12 protein-coding genes and 1 tRNA gene are annotated in these 15,605 nt (G+C 62.8%); 8 read left to right on the top strand and 5 right to left on the bottom strand.

The window, feature by feature from the left end; all coding sequences use genetic code 11:
* Nucleotides 1-302: 302 nt before the first annotated feature.
* The gene (locus AC1D1G_RS29445; RefSeq protein ID WP_477954833.1) at nucleotides 303-1,460 is read right to left on the bottom strand and encodes an aromatic ring-hydroxylating oxygenase subunit alpha; all 1,158 of its coding nucleotides are present in this window, start codon (nucleotides 1,458-1,460) and stop codon (nucleotides 303-305) included.
* 469 nt (nucleotides 1,461-1,929) lie between these two features.
* On the opposite strand from AC1D1G_RS29445, the gene AC1D1G_RS29440 reads away from it, so the two are divergent.
* Together AC1D1G_RS29440 and ald are read left to right on the top strand one after the other, a co-directional pair.
* Nucleotides 1,930-3,015 carry a 2Fe-2S iron-sulfur cluster-binding protein gene (locus AC1D1G_RS29440; protein ID WP_477954832.1) on the top strand — a complete coding sequence of 362 codons (1,086 nt, stop codon included), beginning with the start codon at nucleotides 1,930-1,932 and terminating at the stop codon, nucleotides 3,013-3,015.
* 50 nt (nucleotides 3,016-3,065) lie between these two features.
* Complete coding sequence (gene ald, locus AC1D1G_RS29435) at nucleotides 3,066-4,148, top strand: alanine dehydrogenase (RefSeq protein WP_477954831.1); 1,083 nt, start codon at nucleotides 3,066-3,068, stop codon at nucleotides 4,146-4,148.
* Nucleotides 4,149-4,878: 730 nt separating this feature from the next.
* On the opposite strand, the gene AC1D1G_RS29430 is transcribed toward ald, so the two are convergent.
* Nucleotides 4,879-5,127, bottom strand: coding sequence for a hypothetical protein (locus AC1D1G_RS29430; protein WP_477954830.1), 249 nt, complete (start codon nucleotides 5,125-5,127; stop codon nucleotides 4,879-4,881).
* A gap of 1,119 nt (nucleotides 5,128-6,246) precedes the next feature.
* Here AC1D1G_RS29430 and AC1D1G_RS29425 point away from each other — a divergent pair.
* From AC1D1G_RS29425 to AC1D1G_RS29415, 3 genes are all read left to right on the top strand, one after another.
* Nucleotides 6,247-6,576, top strand: coding sequence for a hypothetical protein (locus AC1D1G_RS29425; RefSeq protein ID WP_477954829.1), 330 nt, complete (start codon nucleotides 6,247-6,249; stop codon nucleotides 6,574-6,576).
* 249 nt (nucleotides 6,577-6,825) lie between these two features.
* On the top strand, nucleotides 6,826-7,173 hold the full coding sequence (locus AC1D1G_RS29420; RefSeq protein ID WP_477954828.1) for a hypothetical protein: 348 nt from the start codon (nucleotides 6,826-6,828) through the stop codon (nucleotides 7,171-7,173).
* A gap of 75 nt (nucleotides 7,174-7,248) precedes the next feature.
* Nucleotides 7,249-7,322, top strand: a tRNA-Ile gene (locus tag AC1D1G_RS29415).
* A 125-nt stretch (nucleotides 7,323-7,447) separates the two neighbouring features.
* Here AC1D1G_RS29415 and AC1D1G_RS29410 read toward each other — a convergent pair.
* Nucleotides 7,448-7,723: a DUF4193 family protein gene (locus tag AC1D1G_RS29410; protein WP_477954827.1), complete on the bottom strand. Its 276-nt coding sequence runs from the start codon at nucleotides 7,721-7,723 to the stop codon at nucleotides 7,448-7,450.
* A 531-nt stretch (nucleotides 7,724-8,254) separates the two neighbouring features.
* On the opposite strand from AC1D1G_RS29410, the gene AC1D1G_RS29405 reads away from it, so the two are divergent.
* Together AC1D1G_RS29405 and AC1D1G_RS29400 are read left to right on the top strand one after the other, a co-directional pair.
* Nucleotides 8,255-8,494: a hypothetical protein gene (locus AC1D1G_RS29405; protein WP_477954826.1), complete on the top strand. Its 240-nt coding sequence runs from the start codon at nucleotides 8,255-8,257 to the stop codon at nucleotides 8,492-8,494.
* 2,236 nt (nucleotides 8,495-10,730) lie between these two features.
* Nucleotides 10,731-11,702 carry a DMT family transporter gene (locus AC1D1G_RS29400; protein ID WP_477954825.1) on the top strand — a complete coding sequence of 324 codons (972 nt, stop codon included), beginning with the start codon at nucleotides 10,731-10,733 and terminating at the stop codon, nucleotides 11,700-11,702.
* A gap of 188 nt (nucleotides 11,703-11,890) precedes the next feature.
* Here the strand turns inward: AC1D1G_RS29400 and AC1D1G_RS29395 are convergent, their stop codons facing one another.
* Both AC1D1G_RS29395 and AC1D1G_RS29390 read right to left on the bottom strand, forming a co-directional pair.
* Nucleotides 11,891-13,675: a glycoside hydrolase family 3 protein gene (locus AC1D1G_RS29395; RefSeq protein WP_477954823.1), complete on the bottom strand. Its 1,785-nt coding sequence runs from the start codon at nucleotides 13,673-13,675 to the stop codon at nucleotides 11,891-11,893.
* A gap of 22 nt (nucleotides 13,676-13,697) precedes the next feature.
* Complete coding sequence (locus AC1D1G_RS29390; protein WP_477954822.1) at nucleotides 13,698-14,969, bottom strand: MFS transporter; 1,272 nt, start codon at nucleotides 14,967-14,969, stop codon at nucleotides 13,698-13,700.
* Between the two features lie 125 nt (nucleotides 14,970-15,094).
* Here AC1D1G_RS29390 and AC1D1G_RS29385 point away from each other — a divergent pair.
* Nucleotides 15,095-15,605, top strand: a 511-nt coding sequence (locus AC1D1G_RS29385) for a LacI family DNA-binding transcriptional regulator (RefSeq protein ID WP_477954821.1), incomplete at its 3' end; no start/stop codon positions are given.

Genomic DNA, 15,605 nt, shown 5'->3' with positions numbered 1-15,605 from the left:
GTCAAGGACAGATCGTCCTTGATATCATTCAGGCTTGGAGCCCAACCAGTGGGCAATAAATCCTCCTACCAGTGCCAAATATGACACCGCCAAGTTAGTCCACTTATTTGTTGAGTATTTCAACATAGTTATCCGATCTTGCATAATGCGAATTTCGAGGCTCGGTGAACAAATGCAGCCAAGCCCCACTAATTCGATATATGTTGGAAACACTGCACGGGTTTATCTCCGAGTAAAGCACCGCGAACTTTGCTGCATTCAACGCGCCTACCCTATTTATAGGGCAGGCGCGTCCTCCAAATCTAGCGCTCAGAGTCCTCCAATTCGCCCAGCATATCCAAGTAGAGCCGCAAGGACGCGCGAATTCCCGGCTCCTGATCGAAGCTGTTGGGTCCCGGTGTATACCTGCTCGAACTCAGGCCCTGCTGCTGACGTTCCTGAATTGCCAAGTCTTGAATGTTGGTGACGTCCCAGATCTTTATCAGTTCGTCGACAACGTAATCTTCACCTTCTACGGCATCTTCGTGCACGAACCACTGACAGAGCATCTTGGTCCTCGTTGCAGAGACCGGAATCGTGGTCGCGACCATGCCGTAGTCCGGATGAAATCCACCCCAGGCATACCCCGGCTGGGTCATAAATCCAGCTCCAAACTCCGTTGGTATCGCAACACCATTGTCGAACTCGCCGAGCAGCTTCTTCGAAACAAAACTTCCATCCATCGATAAAGAGTCGAGTTCAGATTTCACCGGAATGACAAGACCCTGTACGACCTCGGGAACCATATCGCGATCATAATAATCAGACATTTCTTGAGCGTTCAAAACTACACAAAATTCAGGGTGCACACTAGGGCAGTGGTAGCATTCGACGCCATTTTCGAGAAGGAGTTTCCAATTCGCTTCAGCGTCGTAAACTATTTCGTGGGCAACCTTCAGGCGAGTCGGCCCGATCAAATCCATATCGGCCGCGCTTTTCTGATCAATCATTGAAGCCACCGGCTTAGGCGCCTCGTCGGCAAGGCAAACAAAGATGAAGCCTTTCCATACGTCGACGTGAACTTTATAAAGGCCAAAGTCCGCGTAATCGAAGTTTTCACCGTCGGGCTGACGAGTTGCTGTTTTGAGTTCACCGTCCAGGGCATAGCTCCATGAGTGATACGGGCAAACCAGACGCTTCCGAACAGACCCCGTCGGCTGGTCGCACAGCCGAAGGGCGCGGTGCCGGCAGACGTTATGAAACGCGTTCACGGTGTCATCTTCATCGCGAACCAGAAGAACGCTTTCGTTCGCCAGGTCGAAGGTGAAGTAGTCGCCACGCTTCGGGATCTGCGAAATATGGCCCACGTAAATCCACTGGCGCGCCCAGACCTTGTCAAGCTCGGTCGTGAAATGCTGCGGGGAGACGTAGTACTCGCGCGGAAGGCTGGTGAAGTACTTCCCGTGATCGAGAGTGGTCATTGGGCCTCCTAAGGGGTTCTGCGGGTGTGAGATACGCCATTGTTCACCCCACGCAGCATCCACTTGACCCACACCGTGTCAGAAGTTAGGGGATAGAACCCGACACTATGTCGAGCGACGTCCGGCTTGTTGCCGATATGTACGTCGGATGTTCCAGCGAGGTTCTTATGTCCATGCTATCCGGCTCTGTCATCACGTGGGCGCTTTTACCCGCTCGGCGAATCGTTCCATCAAGAACCGAGCGGTACGAGGTCAAGACTCAAGCCCGTAGGCGTGACACTGTGTCAGCACATGCCGGATCAATGCATGACAGCAGGAGTATCGGAGGAGCCGCATCGATCTGGGACGCTGGTCGGGGCTAGAGGAACGGTTCAAATAGTCTTTGCGATCCGGCGCCAAGTGATGTGCGCGACCACGCGACGTCGCTCTGTTTGCAGGAAACCCCTAGCGGTGGTGAACACCTCGGAAGATGGGATCTAATGTGACCGAGTCGGTCGAACTGCGGGTCGTCGATGTAATCGAGGAGACAAGCGATGCGAAATCGTTCGTCCTCGAAGCTCCGTCATCACTTTCATACAGGCCTGGACAGTTCCTGACCATCGAAGTCCCGTCCGATTCCAATGCGGGGGGTGCTGCGCGATGCTACTCATTGTCCAGTGCCCCTCACGAATCGGATCTACTCAAGATCACCGTTAAACGCGTTCGGGACGGGTACGGATCAAACTGGATGTGCGACAATGTAGAAGTCGGCCACACCCTGAAGGCGCTCCCGCCTTCAGGCCTGTTCACTTCTCGTCAGACATCTTCTGATTTATTGCTTTTCGCCGGAGGTAGTGGCATCACCCCTGTGGTGTCCATCGCAAAATCTGCGCTTGCACTCGACTCAGGCGACGTAGTACTCTTTTATGCCAATCGAAACGAAGCATCGGTCATATTTGCCGGCGAATTGAGTGAGCTTGCGGCTAAGTATCCTGACCGACTCTTGATCGTTCATTGGCTCGAATCAGTCCAGGGCATTCCGACTGTGACTCAGCTCAAGAACGTCGTACGACATTTTTCTTCTTACGATGCCTATGTGTGCGGACCGGCACCCTTTATGGCTACTGCGCTGACAGCTTTGGATCAGCTGGGCTTCCCACGCGAGCGTAAACATCACGAGCGATTTATCTCGCTCGATGGAAATCCATTCGATACGAACGTGGCAGCGTACAAACGCAACTCGTCGGAAACCTCGATTGAAGCCATCGACTCAATAGTTTCAGAACCGCCAACTCGATCATTCCGCGTATCCGGAAAAGTCGGTGATGTTTCGTTCGACCACAATGATTGGCCGTCCGATCAGGTTCTGCTGGACTTTCTGCTCGAGAAGAAATTGGCCGCACCCTTTTCCTGTCGGTCAGGTGAGTGCAGTTCATGCACATATCGAATCGTCGAGGGAGCCGTTAACATGATCGGAAACGACGTCCTCGACGACGAAGACCTGAATGATGGCCTTCGTTTGGCTTGCCAGAGCCTTCCTGATACTGACGAGATCTCCATCTCATACGACTTTTAACCATTCATGCAGTGCCCAATCATTCCAGAATCAATTCGTTGGAGGTAGCAGTGAGAATCGGTGTACCCCGTGAAATCAAGAACCACGAGTACCGGGTGGCCATCACTCCGGCAGGCGTGCACGAGCTCGTCGGTCGCGGTCACGAAGTATTCGTCGAAACGCAAGCCGGTGTGGGGTCGACGTTCTCCGACACCGATTTCAAAGCATCAGGCGCACAAATTTTCACCTCGGCCGACGAGGTCTGGGAGTCCGCCGACCTGCTGCTCAAGGTCAAGGAACCCATCGCCGAGGAGTACTCGCGGCTGCGCAAAGATCAGGTCTTGTTCACTTATCTCCACCTCGCCGCGTCCAAGTCGTGCACCGACGCACTTCTCACGTCGGGAACCACGTCGATCGCGTACGAAACAGTCACCGCGCCCGACGGATCCCTGCCGCTTCTGGCACCGATGAGCGAGGTCGCCGGACGCCTCGCGCCGCAAGCAGGGGCGTACCACATGATGGCCAGCGGCGGCGGCCGCGGAGTGCTCATGGGCGGCGTGCCCGGAGTGCGCCCCGCAAACGTCGTGGTCATCGGAGCAGGCGTGTCGGGCCGCAACGCGGTCGCAATCGCCCACGGCATGCACGCCAATGTCACCGTCCTCGACCTGAACGTCAAGGCTTTGCGTGCGATCGACGATCTATACCACGGCACCGTCAAGACCGTCGTCTCCAATGCATTCGAGCTCGAGCAGGCAGTACTGGCCGCCGACCTGGTGATCGGTGCCGTTCTGGTTCCCGGCGCGAAGGCCCCGAAGTTGATCTCCAACAGCCTGGTTCAGCGGATGAAGCCGGGCTCGGTCCTCGTCGACATCGCGATCGATCAGGGTGGCTGCTTCGAGGACTCGGTTCCGACGACGCACGCCGATCCGACCTACCGCGTCCACGAGTCGGTGTTCTACTGCGTCGCGAACATGCCGGGCGCGGTGCCGCGGACTTCGACTTACGCGCTGACCAACGCGACGTTGCCCTACGTCGTCGCCATCGCGGAAAACGGTTGGGAAGCCGCGTGCGAGGCTGATGCGGGTCTGAAGAACGGGCTCAGTACTCACAACGGCGCTTTGCTGTCGGAAGCGGTTGCGGCAGCGTTTGCCTGATCAGGCATCACTCGCAGCATCCGGCGGGCTCTCGTGTGCCCCGGCACGTTAGTAACTCACGAAGGCATGCGACATGGGAAGTCTACATGCAGTCTTTCAACACGAACGCTGCCGTCAGATACGATCGATCACCGAAATCAAAGGAAATAGTCGTTTGAGCAGGCTTTTGCACAAAGCGTCGTAGACGATACGGCGCTTTGTGCTCGGCCTTGCGTGAACTACCGTGGCGATGGCTTTTTTAAAAATGAGCGGAAAGAATGCATCGATCACTTGAACGTAACGAGAGTGTAGTAAATCTTCCGCCACCCACGGTCGATTCTTGGGGTTGGCAAGTATATGCCCGGTGTCGCGACCACGACCCTACGGCCTTCTTCGAGGCTGACGATGCATGTGAGGTTGTGAGGGACGGCGGTGTTCATGTTCCTCCTTCTCACGGTCAGTCGGGTTCGGGCGGACATGAATTGGCTGTACCTGACCAGAGTGTCTTGGGGACGGTTCGGTCCAAGGATGCTGCGAGCTGCGTTGCCGAGGCTGCGTCAAATGGTCGTTGGTCGTGACTCGGTCGAGGGTCCCGCTTGTGACGTAGACCCGATAGGAATTGAGTACTCACGCTGGAAGAGTGCTAACTCTTTTGGCTAAGTAATCTAATTCTCGGTGTGCCGTTCCGGGCGCTGCGGCCGAGTGCACCCCAAGCCGCCACCAGGGTTGGGGCGCAACCAACGGCTCGGCTCTATGTCGGCGGTGTGTCGAACTGTCTCCACTCGTGTGCCCAGCGCCGCAACCGGTTCCGGTGGAACAGTCTCTGTGCGGCCGTAAGGAGCACGACGGCACCGGACGTGAGTGCCCAGAGCCCGCGGGCGGCGGTCACGGCGAGGACGGTGTTCTCCCCGCCGCTCGGGATGGGGGCGGTGAGGTTGCCGTCGGCGTCGACGCTGAGGGTGACGGTCTGACCGGCCTGCGCAGGGGTGTCGGTGGGCACGGCGGCGACGTGTTCCCCGTGGGGTGTGGTCCAGCGGGCGCGGGCGGTGTTCTGGGTGCCGGCGGGGCGAATCGCGTAGTCGGGGGTGTCGGGGCGAGGTAGGTGTCCTCGAGCAACACCGCCGGGACGTGGTGGACTCCGGCGCGCAGCGCCTGGGCTGGCTGTTCGAGCCGGGTATGTGTCGCGGTGCCGAAGGCGGCGGCGAGGGGGATTAGCAGCAGGACCACGGCCGCGGTGAGCAGGATGAGGGTGACCTCGAGTCGGTCGCTGGGGCGCATCAGGTGGTGGCGGCTCCACGGGTGCAGCCGCCACCACCGGATCGGCGCGGCCACCGGCCACCGGTACCGGTGCCGGTTCCTGCCGACGCATGGTCACCTCCCGCAGGATCTCTGCTTCCTCTCCCTTCGATTGTGCGACGAAATCGAAAGGCGGTGTTTTTCCAACGTTGCTCCGTGAGGAGCCTCACCGGGGGTGTTCAGGCGGAGCGCATTGTGGATGTAGTCCACGACTGCCTTGAAGATGAGTTCGCTCGGGCTTGCAGTGCTGGCGCTGCGCGAGTTCGTCGGGTTTGTTGCTCAGTGGCAGTGGCAGTGGCAGTGGCAGTGGCAGTGGCAGTGGCAGTGGCAGTGGCGGTGGCGGTGGCAGCCGCAGTCGGGCTTGCCGTGTGGGGAGCGCGCGCTCGAGTCCGGCCTCCTGAGGAAGGGGCGGCTGCCGCCGGCCGTCTCAAGCAGGGCCGGGCCGGCGGCGCGTTGCCGCGCTTTGCGGGCCGAGTCCGTCGTCAGCGTCATGTCGTGCTCGGCCTGCGACCGGTGGCGGCACCTTCGCGATCGCCGCTCGAATGGGAAACAGGGGTACAGGTATCGCCCACCGACCTCGTCTCCGGCGATGTCACCGCGTTCGCGCAACCGGCTGGCGGGCCGCGCCAGTTGCTGTCGCGCGAACGCAGCGCGTCGGTGGTGTGCTGGGCGCATCTGGGTGGCCACCGACCGCACGATGACAGCCGAAAGCTCCGGCAGCGTTCCCGGTCGCGGAGTGTTTGTGCAGGTCGGGTCGCATACCGGGCCGGCCGGTGCTTATGCTCGATCTCGGAAGTTTCGCCGAGCGAAGAGGTGCAGCAGCATGGCCCGAAACAGCGGCAACAGGCCGGTCGGAGGCCCGGAGTTGACGGTCGGTGTCCGGGTGTTGGTCCGCAGGAGCGCCGAGGCCGATCTCACCGGTGAGGTTGTCGAGGATTATGCAGTGGTGACCGATCCGGGCGGTGGTGGGCATGAGTGGGCGCCGGTGCATCGGTGGGCGGTCGCGCTCGACGACGGGCGGCTGGTTTTTGCCGACACCGAAGACCTGACTATCGATCCGGGCTCGTACCGCTCCGCCCCGAACCCGAACCCGAATCCGACCCCGGACCAGGATTCGGCCGTGCGGACACCCGGCCGACACCGGGGAGAATGATCGGCGGCAGCCGCTTCGTGGCCGGTTCTGGGCGGCGTCGAACATCGTGCACACGAATTGCGCTAGCAGTCAGTCGACTACATGACTGACGTGGATGAGTTCCTCAAGGGGTACGTCGATCTCACCGCATGATCTGTCGGGTATGCCTCAGTCGTCGCATGCCGCACCGGACGTGTTTCGTGCTGTGGTGCTGTTCGGAACTGACGTTTCTGGCTTACCGTGTCCGGTATGAGAGGTGATGAGGCGCGCGTGGCCCGGGACTTCGCGGGGTGGTTGTCGTCTCAGGGGTGGCTGGTCCGTACCGAGGTGGATGTCGTCGACATCGTTGCCGAGAAGGACGACCACCGGCTCTACGCCGAGGTCAAGGGTGCGACGACCGCGCCGGGGTTGGATGTCGATACCGCGATCGGTCAGCTGGTGAGGCGGATGCCGAGCGAGGCGGATCAGTCGGTGTTGTTTGCGTTGGTCGTGCGGGACGAGCCTGGTTCGGTGGAAGCTGCGGTGCGGGCACCTCAGCGGATTCTGGATCTGTTGGGGATGGCGCTGTATGCGGTCGATGAGGACGGTCGTGTGCGGCAGCTCTTCGGCCGCGCATGAAGATTGTCCTCGGTACGGGCCGGCCACGGCCAGCAAGTGGCCGGTAGCATCACCACGTCCCCCGATGGCGGGGATGGGGCGGTAGCTCAGTCGGTTAGAGCCGTGGACTCATAATCCATTGGTCGCGGGTTCGAGCCCCGCCCGCCCCACCGCGTCGCCGGGCGAAGGGTGATGGCCGGCGGCCGCTCCGGCGGGGCAAGTGTGTGCGATGCAGTGACAGTGGCGGATGCCGCTCAGTCTGGAGGTGTCCAGGTTGTCGGATGCTCCGACGTTCTCAGGGTGCAATCCCCGGCAGATCAGCTGCGTGGTCGGCGAGGCGGCTGCGGTGGTGGTGGACGAGGAAGCAACTGGTGCCGGAATTCGTCGGTCTGCTGGGGAGGACGCGGGCGGCGAGTTCTTCGCCGGGCAGTTCGAAGGATTCGGCGGTGTCGGTGGACTCGACGTCGACGAGGGGGGATTGGGTGTCTTTCCGGCTGGCGGTCAGTTGTTCGAGGGACGTGTCCGTCTCGTCGGATTCGGTGACTCGTGGCGCGTCGTAGTCGGTGGCCATGCCTGCTGCTTCCACATGCGCTGGGTTTTCGGATCTGCCAGATTCGAGGGTGCGACGGCGCGCCACGCCCTCAGGTATGGCGTGCTGTAGCTAACCTCTTGGCGCGGTGAGGGATCGTGAGGCGCCGGTCCGGCTCCACACGTTGGGTTTTGCCGTTGTTGGCGTCGTTGTCTGGGGCGGCAGGTCGGTGCCGGCTTCTCCCATGCTGTCAGGGCCCGTGTCGGTGTTCGCACTCGCTAGCTTGCTCTGACGGGAGCCGGGACTGGGAGACTTCTTGTCATGCAGCAACTTCTCGCCGATCACGAACCTCTCGTCACCGTGGTGATGGGTGTGGTCGTCGTGGCGCTTGCCGCAGCCGCGGTGTGGACGATCTTCCGCTGACGGCACCGTGCCGGATCGTATGGCGGCGATCCGCCCCCCCAGGAGCCTGCGGGAGAGCTCGGCCGCCGCCTGGGCGACCAGATTGTCGGCAGTTCCCGCCGAAGTCGGTGTCCGGGTCTCAGAGCCCACGAAGAGCTGCTCGACCTCCTCATGGACAGTCGTCACTTGCCGGACCTTTCGAATGGGTTGACGGTGCTCCGCGCGGCGGCGCTGCGGGTGGGGGAACTGCTCGATTGCGAGCTCGGCAGCGTCGTTGGCTACGGCCCGGCCGGGACCTTGCTGACGGTGCCGCTGGGCAAACTCGCGGCCGAGCGCATGGCGCCGCTGTCGGCGGACACTGTCGCGGCGTTGGATATCGAGATACTCAGAACCCGCGTGGCCCATGGCTAATGCTCCCGCGACGACGCCGCCGGCGCCTGCCCTACGCCAACATCTGCGAGACCTGTGGCATCTTCGTCACCGGACCTGAGTTCCGCGACGCGCTCGAGGTGCAACGCACCGACACTCGAAGCCGAAGTCCGCGGACGCAGTTGGTCCGACGAAGGCGCCGGCACCACCGCTCCGTCGACGCCCTCACCGACCGCTTCCACCGGCTCGACCGCTGACTCCAGAGCGCCAATCCCACTCGACGGCAAACCGTGCCCCAGCGACCGACGTGAGGATCTGCGCCGCTGGGAGCTAGGCGAGGCCCGGTCAGCATGCGGATACAACTAGCGTCTGTGCGGGAGGAGCCCCGCCGTCATCGCCGCGCTACAGTTGCCCTGACGTGCCTTGTCGGTGGAAGGGTCCGTTGGCGCTGGATCCGTCCCATACGGGTCGAGATGATCCTCACGCATGAGAATGCGGATCTGCAGTGGGAGACACAACGCGCCGAAATCTATAAGACGCGAAAACGGCTATGCTACCGCTCGTCCTGATCTGACCAGGGGATGCTGTATACCCCCGCGTGCTCCTACAGGCCGAAGCTTTTCGCGAAGCGCTACTTCGGTATTATTGGATAATACCGAGGTAGTACATTAATGTATCGATTCGGACCCATGCCGAAGGTGACAAGGATATCCTCAAGCGGAGCGCCACCGAATGGCTCCCATTTGAGTGCGAAATCGAGCAGGGCCTCTTTCTCGGAAGTCATGTGATGTTCCTTGGTGTGAGTAATACGACTTTGTGGGGTCATGCGCACACAGTGGACACGGACGCCTCTGGATCTCGGGAAGAAAATTGATAGCTGCGCAACAGTCAATCCGAAGTGCCCTATCTACTTACATGCGGCCAATGCAGTTGAGGTGGACGACGCAATCGGTCTACCAAGGGGTTGATACCAAAAGGCTCTAGGACTTCGAGACTGACCCAGTATGCATCATGCGAGGGGTGTCCGAGTCAGACGCAGTCGCGGTGGGGCTCGATGAGGCGAGCGCATCTTGCAATGTGGCCATCGCACCTACGACTTCTGCCTGCGCAGCAAAACTCGTAGGTCGCTCGGGATCGACGAGGAGTTCACGGTCGGGAAGCCCTGCCGGTCAGAGCTTGCTGCGAATGTGGATCTGAGAACTATGGTGACTAGGCCGCTCGTCGCCCGGTCGGTCGATCGACCGACCGGGCGAGTGACAGTGTGTCGTCCTCTTGTTGGTAACGATGGACACAAGGTGGATGGAGTTCTCTTGAAGTGAGTGGCACTCTTCTCATTTAGAAGGTTAGTAAACAAGGGGAGCGGACTGCGGAACATCGTACCGTCGGAAGGGAAGAACTGGCGGCTTCGCCTTGGCGGTCGGCAGATTCGGCCCTCGGCCGCTGAGTTAGCAGTTTCTCTAAATCCGCCTCGCAGGAAGGCGGACAGTGTGCAACTAGATTGGAGCGACTGTTGAGCGTTCCCGTCGAGCTTCGAGTCGTCGAAGTTGCCGAGGAGACCGACGACGCGAAGTCGTTTATATTCGAGTCCTCGTCACCGATGAAATATAAGCCCGGCCGGTTCTTGACAATTGCCGTTCCATCTCGTGCTGGCGAAGTGGGTCACACGCACGCCAGCGATCAGAGACCAACTCGATGCGACAATTGCCGAAATGGGACTCCTACTACTCGGCATGTCGCTCGGCCCCGTAATGGGGATAGTCGGAGCCAGTCCACTTGTGCGCAGGTTGGGAACTCGTACTGTCACGGTCGTCGGTGTGATTGCTATCGTGACCGGCGTATGCGGGCGCCATAATACTGGCACGACACCGGCGTGAACTAGTCGTGCGCTGGAGCGTGGTCATGGGCGCCACCGGCCTGGCATTCGTCGTGTTTTCTCCGACGCCAGCGGTGCTATGGGGACTTGGTACGGCGCTCGGATTCCCGGCTGCCGTCTCGGCAGCAAGCGACGGCAGCCGGTGGACCGTACGGCGGCGGTAGGCGCTGTTGCGGTGTCAGGTACGACGGCACTACTTGTAGGTCCGCCTCTATTGGGGTTCTTGGGAGATCACTACTCGTTACGTGGCGCAATGAGCGTGATTTTGATGCTTATGGTTTTTGCTGCAGTCGGTGCATCCTCAATGCGGTCGAAAACAGATCCAGCGCAGCGGACCCACTTCCTCTCGTGATTCGCCAGCTCGAGCCCTATTCACAACCTTCAGAATGGAAAGGGTGGCCACCCATGATCACTCGACCCCGAGCCCCACTTCGTCACATCTCGGCTGCCTCGCTCGATCCGCGGCTGCTGGTGCTCGCCGGTGCCGCGGCCACCTCGCTGACCGGGAGCTTCATCAAGTTGTCTGGGGTGAGCCCCTCGACGTCGACGTTCTTCCGGTGCGCGTTGGCGCTGCCGATTCTCGGATACATCGCGCTGCGCGAATTTCGGCGCCACGGCGGCGTCTCGCGGCGGGTGCTCGCCGCCCAGGTCTTCGGCGGGATGATGCTCGGCGCCGACTTCGCTTTGTGGGCGCATTCGATCACCATGATCGGTGCCGGGATCTCCACCGTGGTGGTCAACGTGCAGGTCGTGGTCGTGCCGCTGTTGGCCTGGATCTTCTTCCGGGCCACCGTGCCGGTCCGGTTCGTCGTGGCGGTGCCGTTCCTGTTCGCCGGGGTCGCCCTCGCCGGCGGCGTTCTTGGCGGCAGCGGCGACGGTCATCGATTGCTCCTCGGTACCCTGCTGTCGCTGGCGGCCGGTGTGGCCTACGGCGTCTACATCTTCGTCATCGGCCGTGCGGGCTCCGCGCACCGCGCCTCGTCCCAGGTCTTTGTCTCGACCATCGCCGCGGGTGTCGTCGGCACGGCCGTCGGATCGCTCTGGGGAACAGTGGATTTCACTCCCGGCTGGTCAGCCCTGGGGTGGCTGGCGACGCTGTCGCTGAGCAGTCAGTTGGTCGGGTGGGTGCTGATCGGCTTCGCCCTCCCGCGCCTCGCCTCGGAGGTCGGTGCGACATTGCTGCTCGCCCAGCCGGTGATGGCGATGGGTTTTTCGATGCTGCTCGTCCACGAGCGTCCCAGCGTCGGGCAGTTCGCCGGCTGCGCCGTGGTGATCGTCTCGGTGTGGGTGGTCACTCGGTCGCGGCCCTCCCACCGGCGCCCGGGCACGGCGGCCGCCACCGTGCCCGGACGCCGTCCAGAACGCCTAGTGCTCTGAGCCATTGATTGTTTCATGGAGCCCAGCGTCAGAGAGTCTCGACAGTCCATATCTCGAGTTCATCCCTCTCACCGCGGAGTGGATTGGCGCCATAGCCACGGGTGTAGTGAGTGTCGCCCCCTCTGGTGATACGAATTCAGCAGCGCTGGTAGCGCGCGTGCAACCCCGGGCAGCATTTGTTTCGTCCCTCACCGTCCACTCAATTGATGCACTTCTTCCAGCTCGGCCGAGGCGGCACGCCGTAGCCCGAAGCCGGCTCGGAAGAGTGGGTCGGTGGTGTCGAAGGGTACGTCCTCGCGCGAGGCCTCGATTGCTGCCATCGACGAGGGCAGGTCGAACGGAAGGATTCCCGTGAATGCGGCGCGACCTGCGAGGGCATCGAGTACGATCGCGTCGCTCGCGCCGAAGTCGGCGACGACGACGGCTGCGGGTTCGAGCAGCGGTGTGAGCACCGCGGGCCGCTCGAGGTACACCGACACGAACACGGGCGCCTGGGCAGCGTACCGGTGGATGCGCGCGACGACCGGGTCGGGGAAGTCGAGCGAGCCGCCGCGGAAGAAGTTGTCGCCGAGCGAACCCCTGCCCGGTTCGAACGGAGAGTCGAGTCGGACGATCACCGCGTCGGCCTCGGCGGGGTCGTCGACGACGATGAGACCGGCCGCGACGGCGGTTTCGGCTGTGACGCCGTCGAGGTACACACGCGCTCCGGCGGCCAGCACAGTCTGGTCGTCGTCGGCGAGCAGCACGAGCGAGGCGTGCTGGGCGGAGAGACCGCGTTCGACGAACACCGGTGAGCCGCAGACTTCGCGGGTGGTATCGGTGTCGATGCGGCGATGCTCGAAGGCACCGAGCTGGAATTTCTCGCGAAGCAATCGCCGTGCCGACTCGTCGATGCGCGATTCGGCGATGCGGCCCGAGTCGACGAGCTCCTCGACGAGGGCGGGATTGCGGTCGCCGCCGAACTGGTCGACTCCCACCTCGATTGCGATCGCCGCGCGCTCGAGCGGGGTCAGGTGCTCGAGACCCCAGCCGTTGGGGCCGAACTGCAGGCCTCCGATCGCTTCGGATTCGAGGAGGTTCCAGTCGGTGACGACGATGCCGCCGAAAGCGAGGGTCCGCCGCAGCAGGTCGCGCACGACTGGCGCGTTGAAGGCGAAGCCGACCTCCTCCCACGAGGTGCCGACGGGCTTGCCGTAGTACGTCATGACTTGTGTGGCGCCGGCGGCGAAGGCTTTCTCGAACGGGCGCATGTGCAGTTGCTGCATGCCGCCCGGGTATATCTGTTCGGGGTATCGGGGGTCGTGCGCGTCGTCACCGTTCAGTTGCGGTCCGCCGCCGGGGAAGTGTTTGACGACCGCGGCGACCGAGTTCGGGCCGAGCTCGGCACCGCCCCGGAGGGCTTCGATGAATGCGGCCGTGAGCTCGGCCACGCGCTCGGGATCTTCGCCGAAGGTGCCCGAACCGCGAGACCAGCGGGGCTCGCTGAAGATGTCGGCCATCGGACCGAGGAAGACCCGGATGCCCATGGCGAGGAGTTCACGGCGCATGGTTTCGCCGTAGGCGCGTGCGGCGTCGAGGCCGCCGATCGCGGCGATGCCGGTCGGGTCGGGCCAGCGCGAGAGGCTGTCGAGCGCCTGTCCGGTGAACAGGTTGCTACGGAGCCCGTGTCGAGGATCGGTCGAGAGGGTCACGGGGATACCGAGTCGGTTGTCCTCGGCGATGGCCTGCAGGGTGTTGTGCCACTGGGCCACGGTGACGCTGTCGTCGCCGCCGAGCACGTTGAAGTGGCTGATGCCGCGCCGGCCGGCGTAATGCTCGGCGGCGGCAAGCGCGTCGGCCTCGCTCAGGCCATCGCCGGCAGGCGCGGTGGACGGGTGGAACATGAGCGCTGCCTTCTCGGCGATGGTCATGCGGGCGAGCAAGTCTTCGACGCGTCGGTCGACGGGCAGCGCAGGATCGCGGTAGTCGTTCATGGTCTCGTTTCGGTTAGTCGGGTCAGCGGGTGGAGCGAATGGCGAGCAGTGGCACGAAGCCGCAGAGCGTGAGCACTGCACTGAGAATGAGAAGTAGCGGGTAGTTCGGGTCGCCGTCGCCGATGCCGAGCAGTAGGGGGGCGGCGAAGGGCATGATCGAGTAGGGCAAGGTGACTGCGATGTTGGTGACGCCGAGGTCGCGGGCCGAGGTGGCAGGATCGTTCATCGTCGCGACCGCGAAGCCGATGTAGCTGCCGTAGAGCACGCCGGTGCCGATGCCGGCGACGAGGCACACACCGAGCAGGAGCATCGGCACCGTCTCCGCGAAGGCGGTCACGAGGAGGCCGGCGCCCACGATGATCGCGTCGATGGCCAGCACGAGCTTGCGGCGACCCGTGCGGTCGTTCAGCCAGCCGGCGATCGGCGCCGAGATGACGGCGAGGATGCCGGGAATCACGTAGGCGAGGGTTATCAGGTGCGGTAGTTCGGCCTCGGGCGCGTGGATGCGGTCCTGCAGGATGTAGACGGTGTAGGTCGCGATGACACCGAGCCCGCAGCAGATCAGGAACAGCGAGGCGAGGAGCTTGGCGAAGTCGGGCGAGTGGCGCGGGTTGATGTAGAAGCTGCCGAGGAACTCGCGGAAGTTGAACGGCTCGATGTCGTCGTCGGCCGGGGTGTCATCGCGGAACAATGCGAGGAGCAGCGTGGAGAACACGACGGCCACCAGCACCGGCAGGCCGAACTGGGCGAGGATGTTCGACGGGAACCACTGCACGAAAAACACGCCGACTACGACCGCGGCCGCCGAGGCAGTGCCCGACAGCGAGCCGACCAGACCCTGCTGCCGCGCGGGGATGTGGTCGGGCACGATGGCGAGGGTGGCGGCGATGGCCGCGTTCACGAACGCCTGCATGATGATCCAGCCGAGGAGCAGCAGCGGAATCGAGTCGCTGAGCCCGATGATCGCCGCGCCGACGATGGTGCCGGCGAGGCCGACCACGATCCAGGGCCGCCGCCGTCCGAAGCGGCTGCGGGTGCGATCGCTGAGCCGGCCGAAGAACGGGTTGGCGAGCAGCGCGGTGAGCGTGCCGATGCCGGCGGCGATCGAGTAACTTGTGGTCTTGCCCTCGGGGTGGATCTCGGAGATGCGCAGGGCCAGGGTGACCGAGGCGGGCAGCATGATCGACATACAGATGCCGAACATGGCCAGGGCGTAGACGGAGAGGAACAGCGAGCCGACCGGTTTGGGGGCGGTGGCGGTGGCTGTTTCAGGGGTGCTGAGGGAAGCGGACACGGGGATCCTCGTCATAGAGCGTCGCGGTCGGAGGTCGCGGAAGCGTTACCGGAAGCGTTACCGGTAACGTTTCCGGTAGGCTGTCTCTGTAAGGTAGGCCACAACGAATAGGGCGTCAAGCCTCGATGACTGGAAGGGGTCCGATGGCACGCAAGGTGAGGCTGAGCGACGTCTCGCGGGCGGCAGGCGTGGGCCTGGCGACGGTGTCGCGCGCGCTGGGTGACCATCCGGACGTGAGCGAGGCCACCCGCGAGCGTGTGCGCGGCGTCGCCCGCGAACTGGGCTACCGCCCGTCGGTCACCGCCCGCGCCCTGCGTTCGGGCGGGTTCCATGCCATCAGCGCGATCGTGCCTGATGCCGGCTGGGGCTGGTGGGAGCCCGTCATGCGCGCCGCGTTCACGGCCGCCTCGGCCGAGGGCTACCAGCTCATGGTGCACCCCGTCGCGGGCATCCCAGGCGGCATGGCCGCCATCGTCGAGGGTCTCGCGAACGTGCCCACCGAGGGGGTCATCGTCATCAGCGTTCCCCACCAGGATGCCGTGCGTGAGGCTTGCGACCGCATCGCCCTGCCCGGAGTGGCGATCGACGATACGAGCCGGACGGTGCGTTTCCCCACCGTTTCCCCACGCAATCGTG

The organism is Rhodococcus sp. P3_B8, from assembly GCF_056402775.1.
Note: the sequence above shows the minus strand (reverse complement) of the source record. Positions and strands in the feature narration are given on the sequence as shown.